This window comes from Albibacterium bauzanense, assembly GCF_004339765.1.
GTDB classification, from domain to species: Bacteria; Bacteroidota; Bacteroidia; order Sphingobacteriales; family Sphingobacteriaceae; genus Albibacterium; species Albibacterium bauzanense.
Map to the genome: position 1 here is coordinate 836461 of NZ_SMGO01000001.1, position 19135 is coordinate 855595.

The window sequence follows — 19135 nt, forward strand, 5'->3', positions numbered from 1 at the left end:
TATCCAGATAATGAATATAGAAGAATTAAGAAGCTATTGCTTAACAAAAAAAGGCGCAACAGAGAGTTTTCCATTCGGTGAACAAACATTGGTATTCAAGGTTGGTGATAAAATATTTTTATTAACCGGATTGGATTCACACCCTATGTCTTTCAATGCAAAATGCGATCCGGAAGAAGCGATAAATCTGCGCGAACAATATCCAAACAGTGTTTTCCCTGGGTATCATATGAATAAAAAGCACTGGAACACGGTAGTTCTTAACCGCGAAATTACTTTGGATCAAGCAAAAAGAATGATTGATCATAGTTATGAACTTATATTTAATTCTTTGCCATTAAAAATAAGAGACAATATATAAGCTTACAATTATTGTATATTTATAAAGCATTTTATTTTCGACCTTCGTATTAGGGGTATTAATAATTATCTTACTAACAGAATTAAAATTAAAGAAACTGAGATAAATGTTTATATAAAAAACTAAAAAAGGTATCCATACGGATGCCTTTTTTGCTGAAATTAAAAAATCAAAAGCATATAATTCCAATTAAAAAATACCTTATTTTAGGTATTGTTTTTTAAAACCACTGCCGCTATTTTTAAGAATAAAACAGACTATTAGCAAACAAATTTATTAAGAAAAATTACTTGTAAATATTATCTACTCAACTACAATCACATTCCAGAAACTAACAAAAACATTTACTTAAAAAAACTCTTCCAATGAAAAAACTAACACAACTCAGCAAATTATTTGCACTTATTATCCTCCTTGTTGTAGCATGGAGCCTGCCTCAGGCACAAGCACAACATGTTGCCAGAAAAAGCTCTTTTGATGGCTTTTGGATAGGTGAGTTATCGGACAGTGACGATGACACCAACATTGTAATTATTGGTATAAAAGATGGTGTAGCTCAAAGATATTTTTACGATGAAGAAGAGGATGACTTCTTCCCTAGTGAGTATTTTGATGAATCTACTTTAATAGCAGGTAATAATGTTGCTTATACTTGGGTTAATAAAGGTGGTATCTGGTCAGAAACTCAGGCACATTTAATGGATTATCTTAGACCAAACTTACTTTATTGTGTACTTATTCGACAAGTAAATAATGCAGCGGCAGATGAAGACTTTCCTAGTATGAACAACGAATGGTCGACTACTTATGAAGGTACACTTACTCGCTATAACACTATACAAGAATATTTGGATGAGTAACAGAATTTTTCACAAAATGAGAAAGCCCCAGTATTATCTGGGGCTTTCTCATTTTACAACATACGTTCCAATAATGAAACATTGACGTTCATATACTCCTGACTAGAAATCTTCTTTGTTTTCTATTTCTACAAGAACTTCCTTATGATTGCTTAAAATAGTTTTATTTTCTTTGGTTTTCTGTTTATTTATCTGCCTGCGCAACGACTCCATTGCTAAATCGGTAGCCTCTTCAAAGCTCTTTGCTTGTCCTTTAGCGAATAACTGATTACCAGGCAAATTAATTTTAAACTCTGCGATTTTATTCGCCTCACTTTCTCCTTTTTCCAGTTTTAGATAACATATCCCGTCCAATAATTGGTCGTAAAACTGTGTTAATTTATCAGCTCTGCGCCGAATAAAATCAATTAACTTTTGATCTGCATCAAAATGGATAGATTGCACATTGATATTCATCATTCCTCCTTTTTTTAGGCCTTTGGATGAGCCTGTTTATAAATAGATTTCAATCGTTCAACTGAGTTATGCGTATAGATTTGCGTGGACGCTAGGCTTGCATGACCCAAAAGTTCTTTAATATCATTTAACTGAGCCCCATTGTTAAGCAGAGCCGTTGCTATGCTATGACGGAGTATATGGGGACTCCTCTTTTGTTTTGATGAAATGAGAGCTAATCGATCAGTAACTGTACGATATATTAGCGTTTCATAAGCATCCGCTCCTGTATTTGTAACGATAAGTTTGTCGCTTATATTTTCAAATTGTCTATCCTTTTTTAATTGTATATAATTATTTAATGATTTGGCTAGCGTATTCGTAATAGGTACCAGCCTTTCCTTACTGCCTTTACCAAATATACGGATTGTACGTTGAAGAAAATCGATATCATTCTCAGAAACGTGTAATAATTCAGCTCTTCGGATACCGGTTCCAAATAATAATTCAATTATTATCCGATCTCTTTGTCCTTCAAATCCATCCTCGAAAATATTATCTGCTTCCAGCATCTGAACAATACTTTCTGCTTGTATTACCTCTGGTAAATTTTTCGGAGTTTTCAACATTTTAACAAGCAGCATAGGATTATCATGAAGGATACCTTCACGAAGTAAGAACTTATAAAATGTTTTTAAGGATGATATGCAACGGTTGATGCTTCGGGCTTGAAGCTTCCTTTCCATTAAGCTGGCAAGATATGCTCTAACTTGATGATGAGTTGCTGTTTGAACATCGAATTCTTGTTCGTTTAAGAACGTCAAGTATTCACTAATATTCTGTTTATAGGCCGTAATGCTATGAACGGAGTAATTCTTTTCGTACTTTAAAAAACTAAGAAAACGGTCTAAAAACATAAAAACTATTTGCATGTTCAACAAGTTGAAGATACAAATAGTTTTTATTTATGTAGAAACAATTCTAATTAAATCGGGTCTTGATTTAATTGTTGTTTATAAACAGCTTTCTTTACCTGAATACGACGGGTAATAGATTTTTTTTCAAAAGCCTGGCGTGAACGTAGCTCTCTAAGAACTCCTGTTTTCTCGAATTTCTTCTTGAAACGTTTTAAAGCTCTATCCAAAGATTCACCATCTTTTACATTAATAATAATCATGTTTTACAGTACCCCCTTTCAGTTGTTTTAAATTTCAGATTGCAAAGATAGAATTTTTCTTTTTATTTTGATAATAATTAAGAATATACTTTATTAATTTATACCGTTGGAGTCAGCATCAAATAAGGCATCTACAATTCTGCGAATATCTTGATCTTGAGAAAATAGCTTCCAGATCAGATTCGTCTTTCCATTTTCTATCATTATAGCTTCAGTCCCAAAACGAATTCCTTGTGTATTCAATGAAAGCTTATTTTCTTTTATATTGATTGTTCTAAAGCCATATTCACTCCAAAATAATGTTGGATAATTTCGATAAACCTCTACTAAATTTCTAAGGGCAAAGCCTGGATTTAATGGGTACGTACTAACAATTGATGAAGGATTAACCCATCCCAGCGAATCAACAATTAAATTACTTCCTAAACCAGCGGGCAAGGAACCTTCTTCTAATGATCTCCTATACTGGATCAAAATTAAATTCTGTAGTTCTTTATAATAATTAGCTGTTTTATCATGCTTATCTCTTGGATCAAATACCGCAAAGGCAGTCAATAATGTATCAAGAGAGTCATCTATTGCTCCAATTGTTAATGGCAGACCATAATAAGTTTCTTCAGACAGATTTTTAGTTATAGAAATAGAGTCATTAAACGGAATGTTATATGCCGGAGAAGCCCATGCGATAAGATAAGCAGACAGTGCTTCTCTTCCCAACAAGGGTGTAGCTTCCTCAAAATTCGTATCTACTGACCAATTGGTAAACAAGAAGGGAGTTTCCGGCTTCATAAACTCTTTCCATTCAACTGCATTTATAATAGATGTAAGCTTATTGATTATAGCAGCTTCCGTAGCGTCTTTCGGATTTAGATATTGCTTTACTACTATTAAACCTTGTATCAGGTAGGAAGTTCCATCCAGGTCGATTACCGGGTTATGAGGATTGGGGAAAACACCTTTTCCGGTCCTGCCATCCATTAAAGCAGGAAAAGCGCCATGAATAGATTCTGCAGAAGTTAGAAAATCACTTATTTTGCTAAGCCTGTCAACTAAAACACTTCGAAGTATCATCTTCTGATTAACACCACTAATCAATGCCATTATTCCAACTCCTGTAAGCTTGGAAGAAACAATTGCATTACCATGAGATCTTTTAAATTGTTGCATTCCACTATTAAACTCCGATCCATCGACAAAGTATTCAACATTGGCTTGTTGAACCATATTTAAAAGCTCCTCATTACTAAGAAGCTTTGTCTTGGTTTCTTTTACCGAACTATAAGGTGACTCTCTGTATTGAAAATCCAGCCATGTAATTTTATAATAATAGGTCTTTCCAACTTCTGAGACAATATCACTATACTTTGTCGCAAAAATTGGACGAATTGCGATAGGCCTGAAATCCTTATTGTTCTCTGATCGATAAATTTTAATATAACGAATACTTGGAGTTAAAGGCAATCGCCATGAAATATCAACATGTTTTTCGAACGGAATAACATTCTGTATAACTGCCGCACTCGTCAATTTATTCATGGGTGTTCTGGAAGGCAGTATCTCTATCTGATCGATATACAGTTGGTGTTCCTTATTATCTGCTCCTTGTTGAAGAAATCGGATAGCAACAATTTCGTGATCATTAGATATGCCTTGAATTCTATTCAACGGAACCTCGATAGAAAGCCAAGTATCCTCTTTAAAATTGCTTAAATAATCTTTAAGCAGCATAGGCTGAGACATTACCGAATCGGCTTGAATTATCTGAAACGCAGGTAGTTCATCTATCGTTGTTTCAGACTGCACATATAATTTCAAGATTAAAACTCCATTTCTCGAAGCCTGATAATTCTCTGGATAAAAAACATCTGCCTGCCAATATCCTTGAGCTGAGGAAATATAATTTAATGAGAGAGCATTATTGGGTGTAAAGAAAATGGAATCTGAAACGGGTAGATTTCCTCGAAGATTTTTAATCCAGCTATCTCCTTGATATTGAATTTTACTACCAGAATAACTACTTGGCAAGACGCTGTTTTCAAACAAAACCTCTGGATAGGTTTCTGCCATTAATGATATAGGAACACTTAAAAAGGAAAGAAAAAAAACTATATAAAAAGTAATTGTTTGTTTCATATTAATTGATGACAAAGAACTTCATACAAAAATTAAGCCAGCACAATATAATAAGATATGCTTATATTAGTTTACATAAAATGGCCATGTTTTTATAACTCGATAATATCAATTACTATTTACCGACAAAACTCCATCGTTTACCGATTTATTAAGGTGATATAACTATTTACTCTTTAGGCATTTGATTGAGGTAACTATATTTGAACAAATTATTAATACAATGAAAAGAAGAAATCAATCAATCCAAGGCTCTCGTTCAGGAAGAAACTTCATCGGGCTTATCATTATCCTTATAGGAGGATTGTTACTCATTGATCGGCTCATACCAGCACTTTCATTAGGCTGGCTCTTTAGTTGGCCAATGGTATTAATTGTCGTCGGATTATTTATAGGAGCAAAATCCCAATTTGAAAATGTAGCCTCATATATTCTAATAATACTAGGTGGCTTTTTCTTATTAAATAACTATTTCGATTTTAGATTAGGGCCTTTATTATGGCCAATCATTCTTATATTTCTGGGCTTCTGGCTTATTAAAGGTCGTTCTCAAAGATTCCGATCAGGCATTCCACCTGTACCTCCTGTACCACCTACACCTGATGATTTTGTATGGGACAGAAGAGTTAAGGATGAGAATGATGTTGAAAATGAAGTGCCTCCGAAAACTCCACCTTCAACTGATGAAAGTGAATTAAAAGATGAAGGAGATTGGAGTAAAAACAACGCTTACAACAAAGAAAATACAGAGAACTATAAAGAAAATAAAGATGACTATATAGATTCTACTTCCATTTTTGGTGATGCTAAACATTACGTCGTTTCCCAACAGTTTAAGGGAGGCGACGTAGTGAACATTATGGGGGGCGCTACCATCAATTTGATGAGGGCTGACCTTAAGGGACCTGCAACCTTGGAGGTAGTTCAACTTTTTGGGGGCACTACAATAATCACTCCATCTCATTGGGTAATCCAACCAGAAATGGCATCCATTTTTGGGGGAATTGAAGATAAGCGTTTTCATACGCATTCAGCACCCGATCGAACAAAAGTATTATATATAAAAGGAACTTCAATTTTTGGAGGTATAACGATTAAAAGCATCTAATTTGCATACATGTCACAATCTAGCCAGCCTATTGTAAGGCATAGATCTCTATTATTAAGTTGCGCAATCATTTTTTCTGGTTGGGCAATTGTGCAATCTATCACCCTCTTCTGGTATGATATTCCATTTAGCATTGCAATAATAGATAGCTTGATATCTGCTGCCACTATAACCATAGCCTGCTATGTTGTTGCAAATGCGTTACATTATTACCAACCAGGAAATGAAAAAGTAATCTATATTCTGGTTTGGGTCTTATCACTTTCAACTCTTAGTATTGTTATTATCCGTTATGGAATTGGCTGGAGCATCCCAAATAACAACTATCAGCAATTTGTTGATTTCTCTATTCTATTAAGATTTCTTGCAGCAAGCCTACTAATCGGGTGGATGGCGCTAATGAATGTTTTATGGAATATTCAGCAAAATAACAGCGAATCAGAAAAACGCAAAGTTGATGCAGAAAAGATAGCTCGTGAAGCTGAATTATACAATTTAAGACAGCAGTTACAACCCCATTTTCTATTCAATAGCTTAAACTCTGTCATCGCTCTAATTAGTACTAAACCAGAGCAGGCACGAACCATGGTCTTTCAACTATCAGATTTTTTACGAGGAACCCTGCATAAAGACGATCAAAAACTGTTAGGGCTTAACGAAGAGCTGGAGCATCTCCAACTTTATCTGGATATTGAAAAGGTCCGATTTGGGCACCGTCTAAATGTGGATATTCACATTGATAAGGCCAGTAACGATTCACAACTTCCTGCAATGATTGTACAGCCACTACTTGAAAATGCTATTAAGTATGGCCTATACGATACCCTCGCCCAGGTTAACATTGAAATAAACGTTCAAAGGAAAGACAACATGTTGCAGATTCAAATTAAAAACCCCTTTGACCCCGAAAATATAAACATACAGAAGAGTTCTGGATTTGGCCTTAGAAGCATTGAGCGACGCTTATTTCTGATCTACGGCCGGACCGATTTATTACAAACCCGTGCTGAAAAGGATACCTTTACAGCAACCATTTCAATTCCCCAATAACCATGATAAAAGCATTAATTATTGACGATGAACCCTTAGCCAGAAGTATCTTATTAGAATACTTAATTGATTTTCCTGAGATTCAAGTTATAAAGGAATGCAATGATGGGTTCGAGGCGGCTAAAGCAATCGCTGAATTTGAACCTAATTTAATCTTCCTCGACATTCAGATGCCAAAAATAACTGGCTTCGAACTATTGGAGCTACTGGAAGAACCTCCTCCTGTGATATTCACAACAGCTTATGAAGAGTTTGCTATAAAAGCATTTGAGCAGCATGCTATCGACTACCTCCTGAAACCTATCAGCAAAGCTCGATTTACCAAAGCCGTTCAGAAATTTTTGGCACAAAATGTTAATAACACCCATCAGGAAAAAACGAAATCTTTCATCCAAAAGGTCAATGAAAACAATCGCTATATAGACCGCGTACTGGTACGAACTGGCAACAACATCAAAATAATTCCGGTCAGTAAAATAAATTATCTTGCAGCCGATGATGATTACGTATGCATTTATACCGATGAAGGAAGTTCACTAAAAAAGAACACGCTTTCTTATTTCGAACAAAATCTCGACGAAAAAGAATTTGTGAGAGTCCACCGTTCGTTCATTGTCCGAATAAATCAAGTTATACGTATTGAACCTTATGACAAAGATGGACATAAGGTTATCCTTAAGGACAAGACCTCTGTTAGTGTAAGTAAATCAGGTTATTCAAAACTTAAAAAAGCTTTGGAAGGTTAGATCCTATTTATTAACTGCTGCAATTACCTGATCGATACCGTTTTCACCTTCCATGAAAGCTTTTAATTTCCGATCTGGTCCATATACATATAAAGCAGGATATTGCATTGGTTTAAACTTGGCAAGGAATTCGTATCTGCTATCTAATAACACATGAACATTTGGTTGATCACGCATTTTACTTCCATAAGTATTCATAAAATCAGTAATGATTGCCTTATCCTGCTGAGAAACCATGTAAAAAGTGGCATCCTTAAACTGAGAGAAATTTTCTCCCATTGCAGTAATCTCATTTCTACAATGAATACAACCTGTATCAAAAAACACAAAAACGATATTACCTTGTATCGCTAAACTTGTTCTTGTAACCGGTGTATTATCTGCCATATTCAGAAAAGTAAATTCTGGAACTGATGCAGGAGCATTTGTAGCTTCACTACTATTATTGCTATTACAACCAGCAAAAATAAATATGGATAACAATGTAAATAAGGCAGATCGTAGCATAGACTCTCTAATTTTTTAATTTATAATAAAAGCGTTCAAATATCTTGAGCCAAAAATATAAAAATAAATCAATTTAAATTTATATACTTTTCCTATGTTGAACGATATTAATATCTTTGTGGAAAAATTCACAATTTGAAGAAGCGCATCGCCATTTTCGCATCCGGATCAGGGTCAAATGCTCAAAAAATCTTAGAATATTTCAAGGATCACAGTTCCGCTGAAGTATCTATTATTTTAAGCAATAACCCCGATGCCTATGTATTACAAAGAGCAGATAATTTCGAAATACCTACCCACATTTTTGATCGGGATGAATTCTATCATAGCGATAATATCTTGAATCTGCTAACAGATCTTCAAATTGATTTAATTGTTTTAGCCGGCTTTCTATGGTTAATACCAAAGAATCTGATTGAGGCATTCCCGAATCGGATTATCAATATCCACCCTGCCCTACTTCCATCTTACGGAGGAAAAGGCATGTACGGAAATCATGTACATCAAGCTGTTCTGGAAGCGAAAGAACCTGAATCAGGTATTACCATTCATTATGTAAATGAAAAATTTGACGAAGGTAAAATTATCTATCAGGCAAGATACAGAATCGAACCTGACGACACCATTGAATTAATTCAATTTAAGGGTCAGCAATTAGAGCATTTACATTATCCCAAAGTAATTGAAAACATCATAAAAGAATTAAATACATCATCTCAACAAACACAATAAATGAATCAGCCGGTAAAAATCAAAAACGCTTTAATATCAGTTTATTACAAAGACAATCTAGAACCTCTTATCCACCTTTTACAGAAATACGGGGTTAAGATATTTTCTACCGGAGGAACGGAGAAATTCATCCGTGATCTGGGAGTTGATGTTACTGCAGTAGAAGATCTAACAGGCTATCCATCTATTTTAGGAGGAAGAGTAAAAACCTTACACCCCTCTGTTTTTGGTGGAATTCTTTCCAGACGTGATAACGACAGCGATAAAGAACAAACCCAACAATTCAAAATCCCTGAAATTGATCTAGTGATTGTAGATCTATACCCTTTCGAAGAAACTGTAAAGTCTGGAGCAAGTGAAGAGGATATCATTGAAAAAATCGATATTGGTGGAATATCTCTAATTCGTGCCGGAGCTAAAAACTTCAAAGATGTTGTTATCTTATCTTCAAGAGATGATTACAAAGAATTTGAAACTATTCTGGCAGCAAATGAAGGGTCTACAAGCCTGGAACAACGCAAATATTTTGCAAAAAGAGCGTTTCATATTTCTTCTCATTACGATACAAGCATATTTAACTACTTTAATAGTAATCAACCTGATCCTTTAAATGTTTTCAAACACAGCGAGGCTCAATCAAAGAGTCTTAGATATGGCGAAAACCCACATCAGGCAGCAAGCTTTTATGGTAATTTAGATGCCATGTTTGACAAGTTGAATGGAAAAGAACTATCATATAATAACTTAGTAGATGTAGATGCAGCAGTATCTCTAATAGACGAGTTCTCTGAACCAACTTTTGCTATTCTAAAACATACAAATGCTTGCGGCATAGCGAGTAACAACTCTATCTTAGAAGCTTGGAAAACAGCACTTGCATGTGATCCTGTTTCTGCATTCGGTGGTGTATTAATTAGCAATGCAAAAATTGATGAAGCAACAGCAGAAGAAATCAGTCACCTGTTCTTTGAAGTTCTTATAGCTCCTTCATACAGTGATGAAGCGATTCAGGTTTTGACTTCAAAAAAGAATCGCATTATTTTAAGACGCAAAGAAGTTGAATTACCTGCCTTACAATTCAAAACCTTGTTGAATGGAATCATTCAACAAGATAAAGATACTGCCATTGAGAGCATTGAGCAAATGGAATGCGTTACAGATCGCAAGCCCGAAACTCGTGAGTTAACCGATTTAGTCTTTGCCAATAAAATTGTTAAACATACAAAATCAAATACCATAGTTCTTGTTAAAGATGGCAAATTGATTTCAAGCGGTGTAGGACAAACATCAAGAGTAGATGCACTGATACAAGCAATAGATAAAGCAAAGCATTTTGGCTTTAGCCTGGAAGGTGCTGTAATGGCATCAGATGCATTCTTTCCTTTTCCTGATTGTGTAGAAATTGCGGCAGATGCAGGTGTAACCGCCGTATTACAGCCAGGTGGATCTATCAAAGATAAAGAGTCTGTAAATATGGCTAATAAGAAGAATATCTCGATGGTTCTTACCGGGGTACGCCACTTTAAACACTAAGCCAATTATTATTTTTATCTTGCTATTGCAATCATTATTAATCAAAACATTATTATTCATTTTTTATAGGAAATTAATAAGCATTTTTGCAAAAAGGAATTAACTTTACAATCAATATAAATTTATAAACAAATATCTGAATGGGGTTATTTAACTGGTTCACTCAAGAAGTTGCCATTGATTTAGGTACTGCCAATACATTAATTATACATAACGATAAAGTTGTTGTTGATGAGCCTTCTATCGTCGCATTTGATCGCACAACGAATAAAGTTATTGCAATAGGTCGTCAGGCCATGCAAATGGAAGGTAAAACACACGCTAATATTCATACTGTACGTCCTCTAAAAGACGGTGTTATCGCCGACTTCAATGCTGCTGAACACATGATCCGCGGAATGATTAAGAAGATCAACAATGGCAAAGGTTGGTTTTTCCCATCCTTACGCATGGTTATCTGTATCCCTTCAGGAATTACTGAGGTTGAGAAACGTGCAGTTCGCGATTCAGCTGAAATTGCAGGAGCAAAAGAAGTTTATCTTATTCACGAGCCTATGGCTGCTGCCGTAGGAATTGGAATAGATGTAGATGAACCCATGGGAAATATGATCATTGATATTGGTGGAGGAACAACAGAAATTGCTGTTATTGCTCTTTCCGGTATCGTATGTGATCAGTCAATTCGTGTAGCAGGAGATAATTTTGATTCAGATATCATCAACTATATCCGTCGCCAGCATAACATCATGATCGGTGAGCGTACTGCAGAAAAAATCAAAATAGAAGTCGGGTCAGCTTTGCCTGAACTACAAGATCCGCCTGAAGATTTCGCTGTTCAAGGAAGAGATCTAATGACAGGCGTTCCAAAGCAAATTACGGTTTCATATACTGAAATTGCACATTGTTTAGATAAGTCTATCTCTAAAATTGAAGAAGGGATATTAAAAGCTTTAGAGATCACTCCTCCCGAGCTTTCTGCTGATATCTATCAAACAGGTATCTACCTAACAGGTGGAGGAGCCTTACTTCGAGGTTTAGATAAACGTATACACGCTAAAACTAAACTTCCGGTACATATTGCAGAAGATCCTTTACGGGCGGTTGTGAGAGGAACAGGTATCTCACTGAAGAATATTGGTAAGTTTAAATTTTTAATGCAATAAAAAGATATGAGATTGAGATTGATGACTTGATGTTCGAATAAACCAAAAGCATAATTTCAGATCTCTATCTCAATTTTAAAATATGCGCAATCTTTGGGTATTCATAAATAGATACAGTACATTCTTTTTGTTTATCCTGTTTTTCGGAGGCTCTATAGTTTTAGTTGTCCGTAATAACACCTTTCAACGCGCAAGTACTATAAATTCTTCTAATCAAATAATTGGCTCTATTTATCAGCAGGTCGATTATTTCAAAGGATATCTAAGTCTGAATGAAACTAACTTAGCCCTTGCACGTGAAAATGCTGCACTTAGGGCTTTATTAAAGAGTTCTAATTACGATAACAAAGTTATATCCAATGTTATACGCGATAGTACTCAACAGCCTGAATATTCCTATATCCAGGCTCGGGTAATAAACAATAGTGTCAATCAGAAAAACAATTATATTACAGTAAATCGGGGAGCCAGGCACGGAATAAAAAAAGGAATGGGGGTAATTTCATCCAAAGGAATTGTAGGAATTGTTCTTAATGTCTCCGAAAACTTCTCCACTATTCAGTCCTTGCTGCACTCCGATACAAAAATCAGTGCAAGTTTGGCGAAGAGCCAAGCCTTTGGTTCGCTCGTTTGGGGAACACAATCATCTGATCCTCAAAAGGCACTCTTAAGAGACATCCCCAACCACGTCAAGGTTGAGAACAAGGAACAGGTAATAACTTCAGGATTCTCTTTATTCCCTCCGGGCATAGTAATCGGAACCGTATTAGAGACCGGACTAAGCAGTGGAAGCAGCTTCTTAGACATCAGCGTATTATTAAATAACGATTTCAGTACCTTACGATATGTTTATGTAATTGTAGACAAATATTCAGAAGAGAAGGAAGCACTTGAAATACAAAATTTAGATAATGACTAAGCTATTATTAGAAAATATTCTACGTTTTATACTGCTAATCTTAGCACAAGTATTCCTTTTCAAAAACATGGGGTATTATAACCTGGTCATTCCTTTCCCTTATATTATGGCCATCATGTTACTTCCTGTTCGGATTTCAAAAGTATTACTCTTTATAATTGCCTTTCTAACCGGACTAACAATTGATGCTTTCTACGATACTTTGGGAATTCATGCAGCCGCATGTGTTACATTAGCATGGGTCCGAATTATCTTCTTAAATCTTACAATACAAGATGATGATCATGACTCCATATCACCTGGAATTGATCAAATGTCTTTCCGTTGGTTTTTAATTTACACCTTTATACTAAGTTTCTTTCATCACCTAACCTTGTATTTATTAGAGAGCTTCTCTCTAAATAACATCCTTTCAACGTTAACAAGCATTCTTTTTAGTTGTATATTTACAACTGTTCTAATCATACTCTTTGAGTTAATCTTTTATAGAAGGAAAAAAAGGTGAATAGTTTTTTTGCACGAAAATTCATTGTACAAGGTATTATCATTGCAGCCGCAGTAGTTCTTCTATTACGCCTGTTCTATATCCAGGTTATTGATGACTCCTACTATCTGTCTGCTGAAAACAACGTTCTTCGTAAAGTTATTATTTACCCTGCACGCGGTGTAATTCTCGATAGAAACTCAAAAGTACTTGTACAAAACGAACCGGTTTACGACCTTTTAGTTACACCAAGAGAGGTGAAGGACATCGATACCGCACTCTTTTGCCAGTTAATTGATATTGATAAAAAAGGATTCATCAGTCGTTTCACAAAAGCAAAAAACTACTCTCCTTATAAAGCATCCATTTTCGAGAAACAGCTCTCTGCAGAAACATACGCTCGTTTACAAGAGCATCTATACAAATTCAGAGGTTTCTATGTACAGAATCGTACAGTCAGGAATTATCCTGACAGCATAGCTGCACAGTTTCTTGGCTATATAAACGAAGTTACAGACAAAAATATCGAACAAAGTAACGGCTTTTATAGACCAGGGGACTATATAGGTGTCAGTGGCGTAGAACGTGCCTACGAAGATCTTTTACGAGGCCAACGAGGCGTTCAAAACCTCATGGTCGATGCATTCAATCGTCCGAAAGGGCACTTTGCCGATGGAAAATATGATACTTTGGCTGTAGCAGGTGAAGATCTGATGTCATCATTAGATAAAGAATTGCAAATACTGGGAGAAAAGCTCTTGAAGAATAAAGTAGGAACCATTGTGGCTATCGAACCTCAAACCGGTGAAATACTAAGCTTTGTTAGCAGCCCTTCTTACAATCCAAACATGATGGTGGGAAGAGAAAGGGGTAATAATTATATGAAATTATTATACGATCCTAACAAACCTATGTTTATCCGGCCTATCCAGGCACAATACCCTCCAGGATCAGTCTTTAAAGTTGTGAGTGCACTGGTTGCCCAGCAGGCTCAATTAATTGATGAGAATACAACATTTTACTGTCCGGGTGGCTATCGCTATGGCAGAAATGGATTCATGGGCTGCACCCATGTTCACGGCTCAACCTCATTGGTATCTTCCATCCAAACTTCTTGCAATACTTATTACGGATATACCTATGCAAAGATGATTGATGGAAGAGGTGAAAAATCATCATTAGCATACAATCAATGGCGAGCGGCTGTTCAGAAATTTGGCATTGGAGAAAAACTGGGCATTGACCTGCCTGGAGAAAACTCAGGCAATCTCCCAACTTCTGATTATTATACCAAACAGTTTGGGAATAACAAATGGACTTCAGCTTATAATATATCTTTATCAATCGGTCAGGGAGAACTAGGTATTACCCCTTTACAAATGGCAAATATCATGGCCATTGTAGCAAATAGAGGTTTCTATTATCGCCCGCATTTAATTAAATCAATTGGCGACAAGAAGATCGTTAAACCAGAGTTTACTGAACGGATATCTGTAGGAGTAGATGCTAAATACTTTGAACCCGTTATTGAGGGTATGAGCCAAGCCGTAAACCGGCCAGGCGGAACTGCCTATTCTGTAAAGATAAACGGTATAGAAATGGCTGGAAAAACTGGAACCGCTCAAAATCCCCATGGAGAGAACCATGCTGTATTTTTTGCTTTTGCCCCACGTGTAAATCCTAAAATAGCTATTGCTGTATTTGTTGAAAATGCAGGCTATGGAGGTGTCTGGGCTGCGCCAATTGCAAGTATGATGGTTGAACAGTATTTAACTGATACGATTACCATGCCTAAATACATTCAGGATCGGATTTATAATGGAAATCTAATGCCAGCTGTTAAGCCTGCAGCAGTAAAAGAAACAACACAAAAGAAAACAGATACTACCACAAAGCAAACACCAGCAGATCAAAAACAAGCTCAAAGAATCAGACAAAATAATACCGCGATATTAGCTCAAAATGACAAATACAAATCGTAAATTCTTCGGTTCTGACATTGATTGGCTTACTATATTTTTATGGTTAGCTCTCTGCGTAATTGGCTGGTTCAATATCCATGCAGCTGTTTATGACATTGAGAACCCCAGCATCCTGAGTTTAAACACGAACTACGGGAAACAATTTATATTTATACTGTCTGCTATCGTTCTAGGTGTTGTTATATTAGTTATCGACAGCAGGTTCTATAGCTCCATTGCACCTGTATTCTATGTAATTACCCTCCTATTGTTAATCGTCGTATTGTTTATCGGGCGAAACGTTGGTGGTAACCAAGCGTGGATAGAACTAGGTTTATTTCGCTTACAACCCTCCGAGTTTGCAAAGTTAGCAGCCTGTTTAATGCTTGCTAAATATCTGAATATCAATAGTACAAAAAATCCAAACCTTCAAACTTTAGCAGTCGGAATCCTTCTACTCCTCATTCCTGTAATACTAATTATGCTTCAGCCTGATACAGGTTCAGCATTAACATTCTTCGCCTTAATCTTTGTCTTTTATCGGGAGGGATATGTGCCTGGCAAGGTCTTACTAATTGGAGGAATCAGCATTGCTTTATTTGTTCTTACTTTACTTTATACTGAGTGGATTGTAATTGCTATCGTTGGTCTGCTGACTATTGCGGTAATTTATTTCTCTAAAAAGACCAGGAGTAATATCATCTCCAGTGTAGTTATCTTTATATCAGCTTCTATATATGTACTAGGAGTGGATTTCGCTTATAATAACATCCTTCAAAGCCATCAACGTAATCGCGTTGAGGTGCTACTAGGAAAGATTGATGATCCAAGAGGAGAAGGCTATAATGTCAACCAATCTTTAATTGCTATTGGCTCAGGTCAACTGCTTGGAAAAGGTTACCTTGAAGGCACCCAAACAAAATACAACTTTGTACCTGAGCAAAGTACTGATTTTATATTCTGTACAATTGGCGAGGAATGGGGCTTTGTAGGCTCTGCAACTCTGGTATTAATTTATGTAGGCTTACTTTTAAGATTGATTCATATTGCAGAACGACAACGATCTTCTTTTGCAAGAATATACGGATACGGTGTTGTATCCATATTATTCTTTCACTTCTTTATAAACATTGGAATGACTTTAGGAATCGTCCCTGTAATCGGGATTCCTTTACCATTTATAAGCTATGGGGGTTCTTCCTTATGGAGTTTTACAATCCTGCTTTTTATATTGATTAAACTAGATGCAAACAGAAAAGGTTTGTTTAATATTCAATCAATATAACCAAGCTTATACTCCAACAATACAGCTATAACTAGCCATATCGTTGTCTTAATATAGCGTATAATTTGTCTACACTAGCTTGTTTTGTATCCCAACTATTCTTCTGCGCATAATTACTTTTCAGAAAGCGGTCAGCATCTTCAAAGCTTTCAAACCTATTCAACAATTCGATTGCTTCGCTGTATGCAAGGCTATAACCGTTAAATAAATCTTTAATAAACAACAGTTTATCATTCAAATTTATTCCTGATTTAATATCCTTGATCCTGCGTGGCGACTCTAAGTGCTTTTTCTCTGAATCCAAAGCCTTTCTTTGCTCAGAAAGTCGATCATTTAAACTCATCGGGCGCTCACTATGAATATTTAAAGTTTTCTCTTCAATTACAACTTCATGAGTAATTTCTTTAACAGGCTCAGAGATAGGTTCAGTTTCCACTTTCCTTTCAGGAACAGGCTCTTCTTGATATTGAGGTTTATCTATCTCTTCTTCTTGCTTACTAACCGTGTTACTTTCACTGCTAAATACATTATTATCTTCCTCTACAATTTCCTCAACAGTTTCTTGAGAATCTAAGGCTTCTTCTCCTACAGATTCACTACTTGATGCAGGAGTGAAAATAATAGGCTCAACAAGTCTTTCCTCTGCCGGTTTTTCTTCCAACGCTGTCTCTTCTTCCCTTTCGGCAGCTACTTCTTTTTCAACAATAGGAATATGTTCTATATCTTTCAATTGCGTATGCTCTACCTCTTCCACCTCTCTTTCATGAACCTCTTGACTTTGTTCATGCCTTGCCGATTCCTCAGCCTCAGCATACTTTCTAGCTTCCTCGTCTTCAAGTTTGCGAAGGAGATTTGCATGTTCAGCAAAGTAAGCAGCGTTTATTTCAAAAAGTTGAAACTCAAGAGGATTCACATCCTTATCAGGGTCTGAAATATAATCGAACTTATCACTAAGCTCCTTTAATAACACTCCAACTTTCTCAATAATCTCTTCTTTAGATATCATAATTGCAAAAATATTTATCTTAATATAAATCGATGAACCAGTCAAATTTAATTAATAAATCTGATACTTACAGTGATTTACTACCTCTTATAATCAATTACTTCTTTGTTCATCAGGTCGATCTCCTACGCGTTTAAATGTTGATTCCTCAGTCCTTATTTTTGTGAAATCATCCAAATAATTCGGAAAATAAATATCTGATAAATGCATAAACTCATCACCTCGCATAAAGATATCCATACTAATATCATCAAAACTCTTCTTGCCACAGGCAGCTAGTAATTCCATTGCTGCGAGTAAAGTATTACGATGAAAATAATAAACACGATCCTTCTTTTCAGTTACCGCCAGTCCTTTTACAAGCATTTTATCTTGCGTTGCAACACCTGTCGGACAATCATTCGTATTGCATCTTAGTGCTTGAATACATCCCAAAGAAAACATAAACCCACGAGCACTATTACACAAATCAGCTCCCAACGCAAGCATTTTTAGAAAAGAAGCAGCCGATAGAACTTTACCACTGCAAATAATCCTGAGCTTATCCCTTATTCCATATTTTTCCAATGACTGGTGAACAAAGATCAATGCAGGTTCTAAAGGAACACCAACAGCATCAGCAAATTCTAAAGGAGCTGCACCTGTACCTCCTTCTGCGCCATCAACTGTTATAAAATCAGGATAAATATTTAACAGATTCATGGCTTCACAAAGTTCAATGAACTCATCAGTTCTTCCTATACAAAGTTTAAAACCTACCGGCTTACCATCTGATAGCTCGCGTAAAGTTCCGATAAATTGAATAAGCTCCATGGCATTAGAAAAAGCACTATGATGTTGAGGAGAAAGCACCAAAGTATTAGGTATCAGGCCTCTTATCTTTGCAACCTCCTCTGTATTCTTAACAGCCGGCAAAATACCTCCATGGCCTGGTTTTGCGCCCTGTGATAGTTTCAATTCAATCATTTTCACTTCTTTCCAAAGTGCTTTTTCACGAAACCTTTCCGGACTAAAACTGCCATTCTCTGTCCGACACCCAAAATAACCGGTTCCAATTTGCCATACCAGATCACCACCTTGCATATGGTAATCAGAAATGCCACCTTCTCCTGTATTGTGATAAAAATTCCCTCTCAAAGCTCCCTTATTCAAAGCCATAATAGCATTAGAACTTAAAGAACCATAGCTCATAGCAGAAATATTTAACCGGGAAGCATTATAAGGCTGCTTGCAATCTTTACCTCCAATTATTATTCGCGGCAATTCTTCAACGATATCAACCGGATAGATTGAATGCCGAAAACCTTCATAATTACGGTGATTAAGCTCAAGTTGAGTACCAAACGGCGATGTCGATTCTATATTCTTTGCACGCTGATAGGCAACAGACCGTAAATTACGGGAGAAGGGCTTTCCATCTGTGTTTCTTTCAATAAAATATTGTTGGAGCTCCGGAGAAATAAACTCAAAAAAGTAACGCAAATAACCTATAACAGGGAAGTTCTTTAAAATAGCATGCTTATCCTGAATCAGGTTATAAATACCCAATCCCAATATAGCCAGAGCAATTAATGTTAACCATATTAAACCAGGGTAAAATCCAGTAAAAATCAGTAACAAAACCACAATTGGAATTGCTGTATAAAGAAAGAGGTTTCTCATTTTAAGTATAGAT

General features: G+C 36.0%; 19 protein-coding genes. 12 read left to right on the top strand and 7 right to left on the bottom strand.

What is annotated here, in order from left to right; genetic code table 11:
- The first annotated feature begins 10 nt into the window (after positions 1-10).
- Positions 11-361: an MmcQ/YjbR family DNA-binding protein gene (locus tag C8N28_RS03810; RefSeq protein ID WP_132221682.1), complete on the top strand. Its 351-nt coding sequence runs from the start codon at positions 11-13 to the stop codon at positions 359-361.
- Positions 362-726: 365 nt separating this feature from the next.
- Positions 727-1221, top strand: a complete 495-nt coding sequence (locus tag C8N28_RS03815) for a hypothetical protein (RefSeq protein ID WP_132221684.1) — start codon at positions 727-729, stop codon at positions 1219-1221.
- A gap of 102 nt (positions 1222-1323) precedes the next feature.
- Here the strand turns inward: C8N28_RS03815 and C8N28_RS03820 are convergent, their stop codons facing one another.
- The 4 genes from C8N28_RS03820 to C8N28_RS03835 form a co-directional block, all read right to left on the bottom strand.
- Positions 1324-1677: an HPF/RaiA family ribosome-associated protein gene (locus C8N28_RS03820; protein WP_132222541.1), complete on the bottom strand. Its 354-nt coding sequence runs from the start codon at positions 1675-1677 to the stop codon at positions 1324-1326.
- Between the two features lie 14 nt (positions 1678-1691).
- Positions 1692-2588, bottom strand: coding sequence for a tyrosine-type recombinase/integrase (locus tag C8N28_RS03825; RefSeq protein ID WP_246012740.1), 897 nt, complete (start codon positions 2586-2588; stop codon positions 1692-1694).
- Positions 2589-2641: 53 nt separating this feature from the next.
- Entirely contained in the window at positions 2642-2833 is a 192-nt protein-coding gene (rpsU, locus tag C8N28_RS03830) for a 30S ribosomal protein S21 (protein ID WP_132221686.1), read from the bottom strand.
- Positions 2834-2926: 93 nt separating this feature from the next.
- Positions 2927-4966, bottom strand: a complete 2040-nt coding sequence (locus C8N28_RS03835; protein WP_132221688.1) for a glucoamylase family protein — start codon at positions 4964-4966, stop codon at positions 2927-2929.
- Positions 4967-5189: 223 nt separating this feature from the next.
- On the opposite strand from C8N28_RS03835, the gene C8N28_RS03840 reads away from it, so the two are divergent.
- The 3 genes from C8N28_RS03840 to C8N28_RS03850 are packed head-to-tail and all read left to right on the top strand — an operon-like array spanning position 5190 to position 7870.
- Positions 5190-6074 (top strand): LiaF transmembrane domain-containing protein, encoded by an 885-nt coding sequence (locus C8N28_RS03840; RefSeq protein WP_132221690.1) that lies wholly within the window; start codon positions 5190-5192, stop codon positions 6072-6074.
- A gap of 9 nt (positions 6075-6083) precedes the next feature.
- Complete coding sequence (locus C8N28_RS03845; RefSeq protein WP_132221692.1) at positions 6084-7124, top strand: sensor histidine kinase; 1041 nt, start codon at positions 6084-6086, stop codon at positions 7122-7124.
- Positions 7125-7126: 2 nt separating this feature from the next.
- Positions 7127-7870: a LytR/AlgR family response regulator transcription factor gene (locus C8N28_RS03850; protein ID WP_132221694.1), complete on the top strand. Its 744-nt coding sequence runs from the start codon at positions 7127-7129 to the stop codon at positions 7868-7870.
- 3 nt (positions 7871-7873) lie between these two features.
- Here the strand turns inward: C8N28_RS03850 and C8N28_RS03855 are convergent, their stop codons facing one another.
- A complete protein-coding gene (locus C8N28_RS03855; RefSeq protein ID WP_132221696.1) occupies positions 7874-8377 on the bottom strand; it encodes a TlpA family protein disulfide reductase in 504 nt (167 codons plus the stop codon).
- A gap of 135 nt (positions 8378-8512) precedes the next feature.
- Between C8N28_RS03855 and purN the strand changes: the two genes are divergently transcribed.
- The 7 genes from purN (at position 8513) to rodA (ending at position 16454) form a co-directional block, all read left to right on the top strand.
- On the top strand, positions 8513-9109 hold the full coding sequence (gene purN, locus C8N28_RS03860) for a phosphoribosylglycinamide formyltransferase (RefSeq protein ID WP_132221698.1): 597 nt from the start codon (positions 8513-8515) through the stop codon (positions 9107-9109).
- Positions 9110-10642: a bifunctional phosphoribosylaminoimidazolecarboxamide formyltransferase/IMP cyclohydrolase gene (gene purH, locus C8N28_RS03865; RefSeq protein WP_132221700.1), complete on the top strand. Its 1533-nt coding sequence runs from the start codon at positions 9110-9112 to the stop codon at positions 10640-10642.
- A gap of 140 nt (positions 10643-10782) precedes the next feature.
- Positions 10783-11805: a rod shape-determining protein gene (locus tag C8N28_RS03870; protein ID WP_132221702.1), complete on the top strand. Its 1023-nt coding sequence runs from the start codon at positions 10783-10785 to the stop codon at positions 11803-11805.
- A gap of 82 nt (positions 11806-11887) precedes the next feature.
- Positions 11888-12724 (top strand): rod shape-determining protein MreC, encoded by an 837-nt coding sequence (mreC, locus tag C8N28_RS03875; protein WP_132221704.1) that lies wholly within the window; start codon positions 11888-11890, stop codon positions 12722-12724.
- Positions 12717-13229: a rod shape-determining protein MreD gene (gene mreD / locus C8N28_RS03880; RefSeq protein WP_132221706.1), complete on the top strand. Its 513-nt coding sequence runs from the start codon at positions 12717-12719 to the stop codon at positions 13227-13229. Before mreC ends, mreD begins: the two co-directional genes overlap by 8 nt.
- Positions 13226-15190 (top strand): penicillin-binding protein 2, encoded by a 1965-nt coding sequence (gene mrdA, locus C8N28_RS03885; RefSeq protein WP_132221708.1) that lies wholly within the window; start codon positions 13226-13228, stop codon positions 15188-15190. Before mreD ends, mrdA begins: the two co-directional genes overlap by 4 nt.
- On the top strand, positions 15171-16454 hold the full coding sequence (gene rodA / locus C8N28_RS03890; protein WP_132221710.1) for a rod shape-determining protein RodA: 1284 nt from the start codon (positions 15171-15173) through the stop codon (positions 16452-16454). The genes mrdA and rodA overlap by 20 nt, the downstream gene beginning before the upstream one ends.
- Positions 16455-16485: 31 nt before the next feature.
- Here rodA and C8N28_RS03895 read toward each other — a convergent pair whose 3' ends face one another.
- Positions 16486-17460, bottom strand: coding sequence for a hypothetical protein (locus C8N28_RS03895; RefSeq protein ID WP_132221712.1), 975 nt, complete (start codon positions 17458-17460; stop codon positions 16486-16488).
- 93 nt (positions 17461-17553) lie between these two features.
- Positions 17554-19122: an FMN-binding glutamate synthase family protein gene (locus C8N28_RS03900; protein WP_132221714.1), complete on the bottom strand. Its 1569-nt coding sequence runs from the start codon at positions 19120-19122 to the stop codon at positions 17554-17556.
- Positions 19123-19135: the final 13 nt, after the last annotated feature.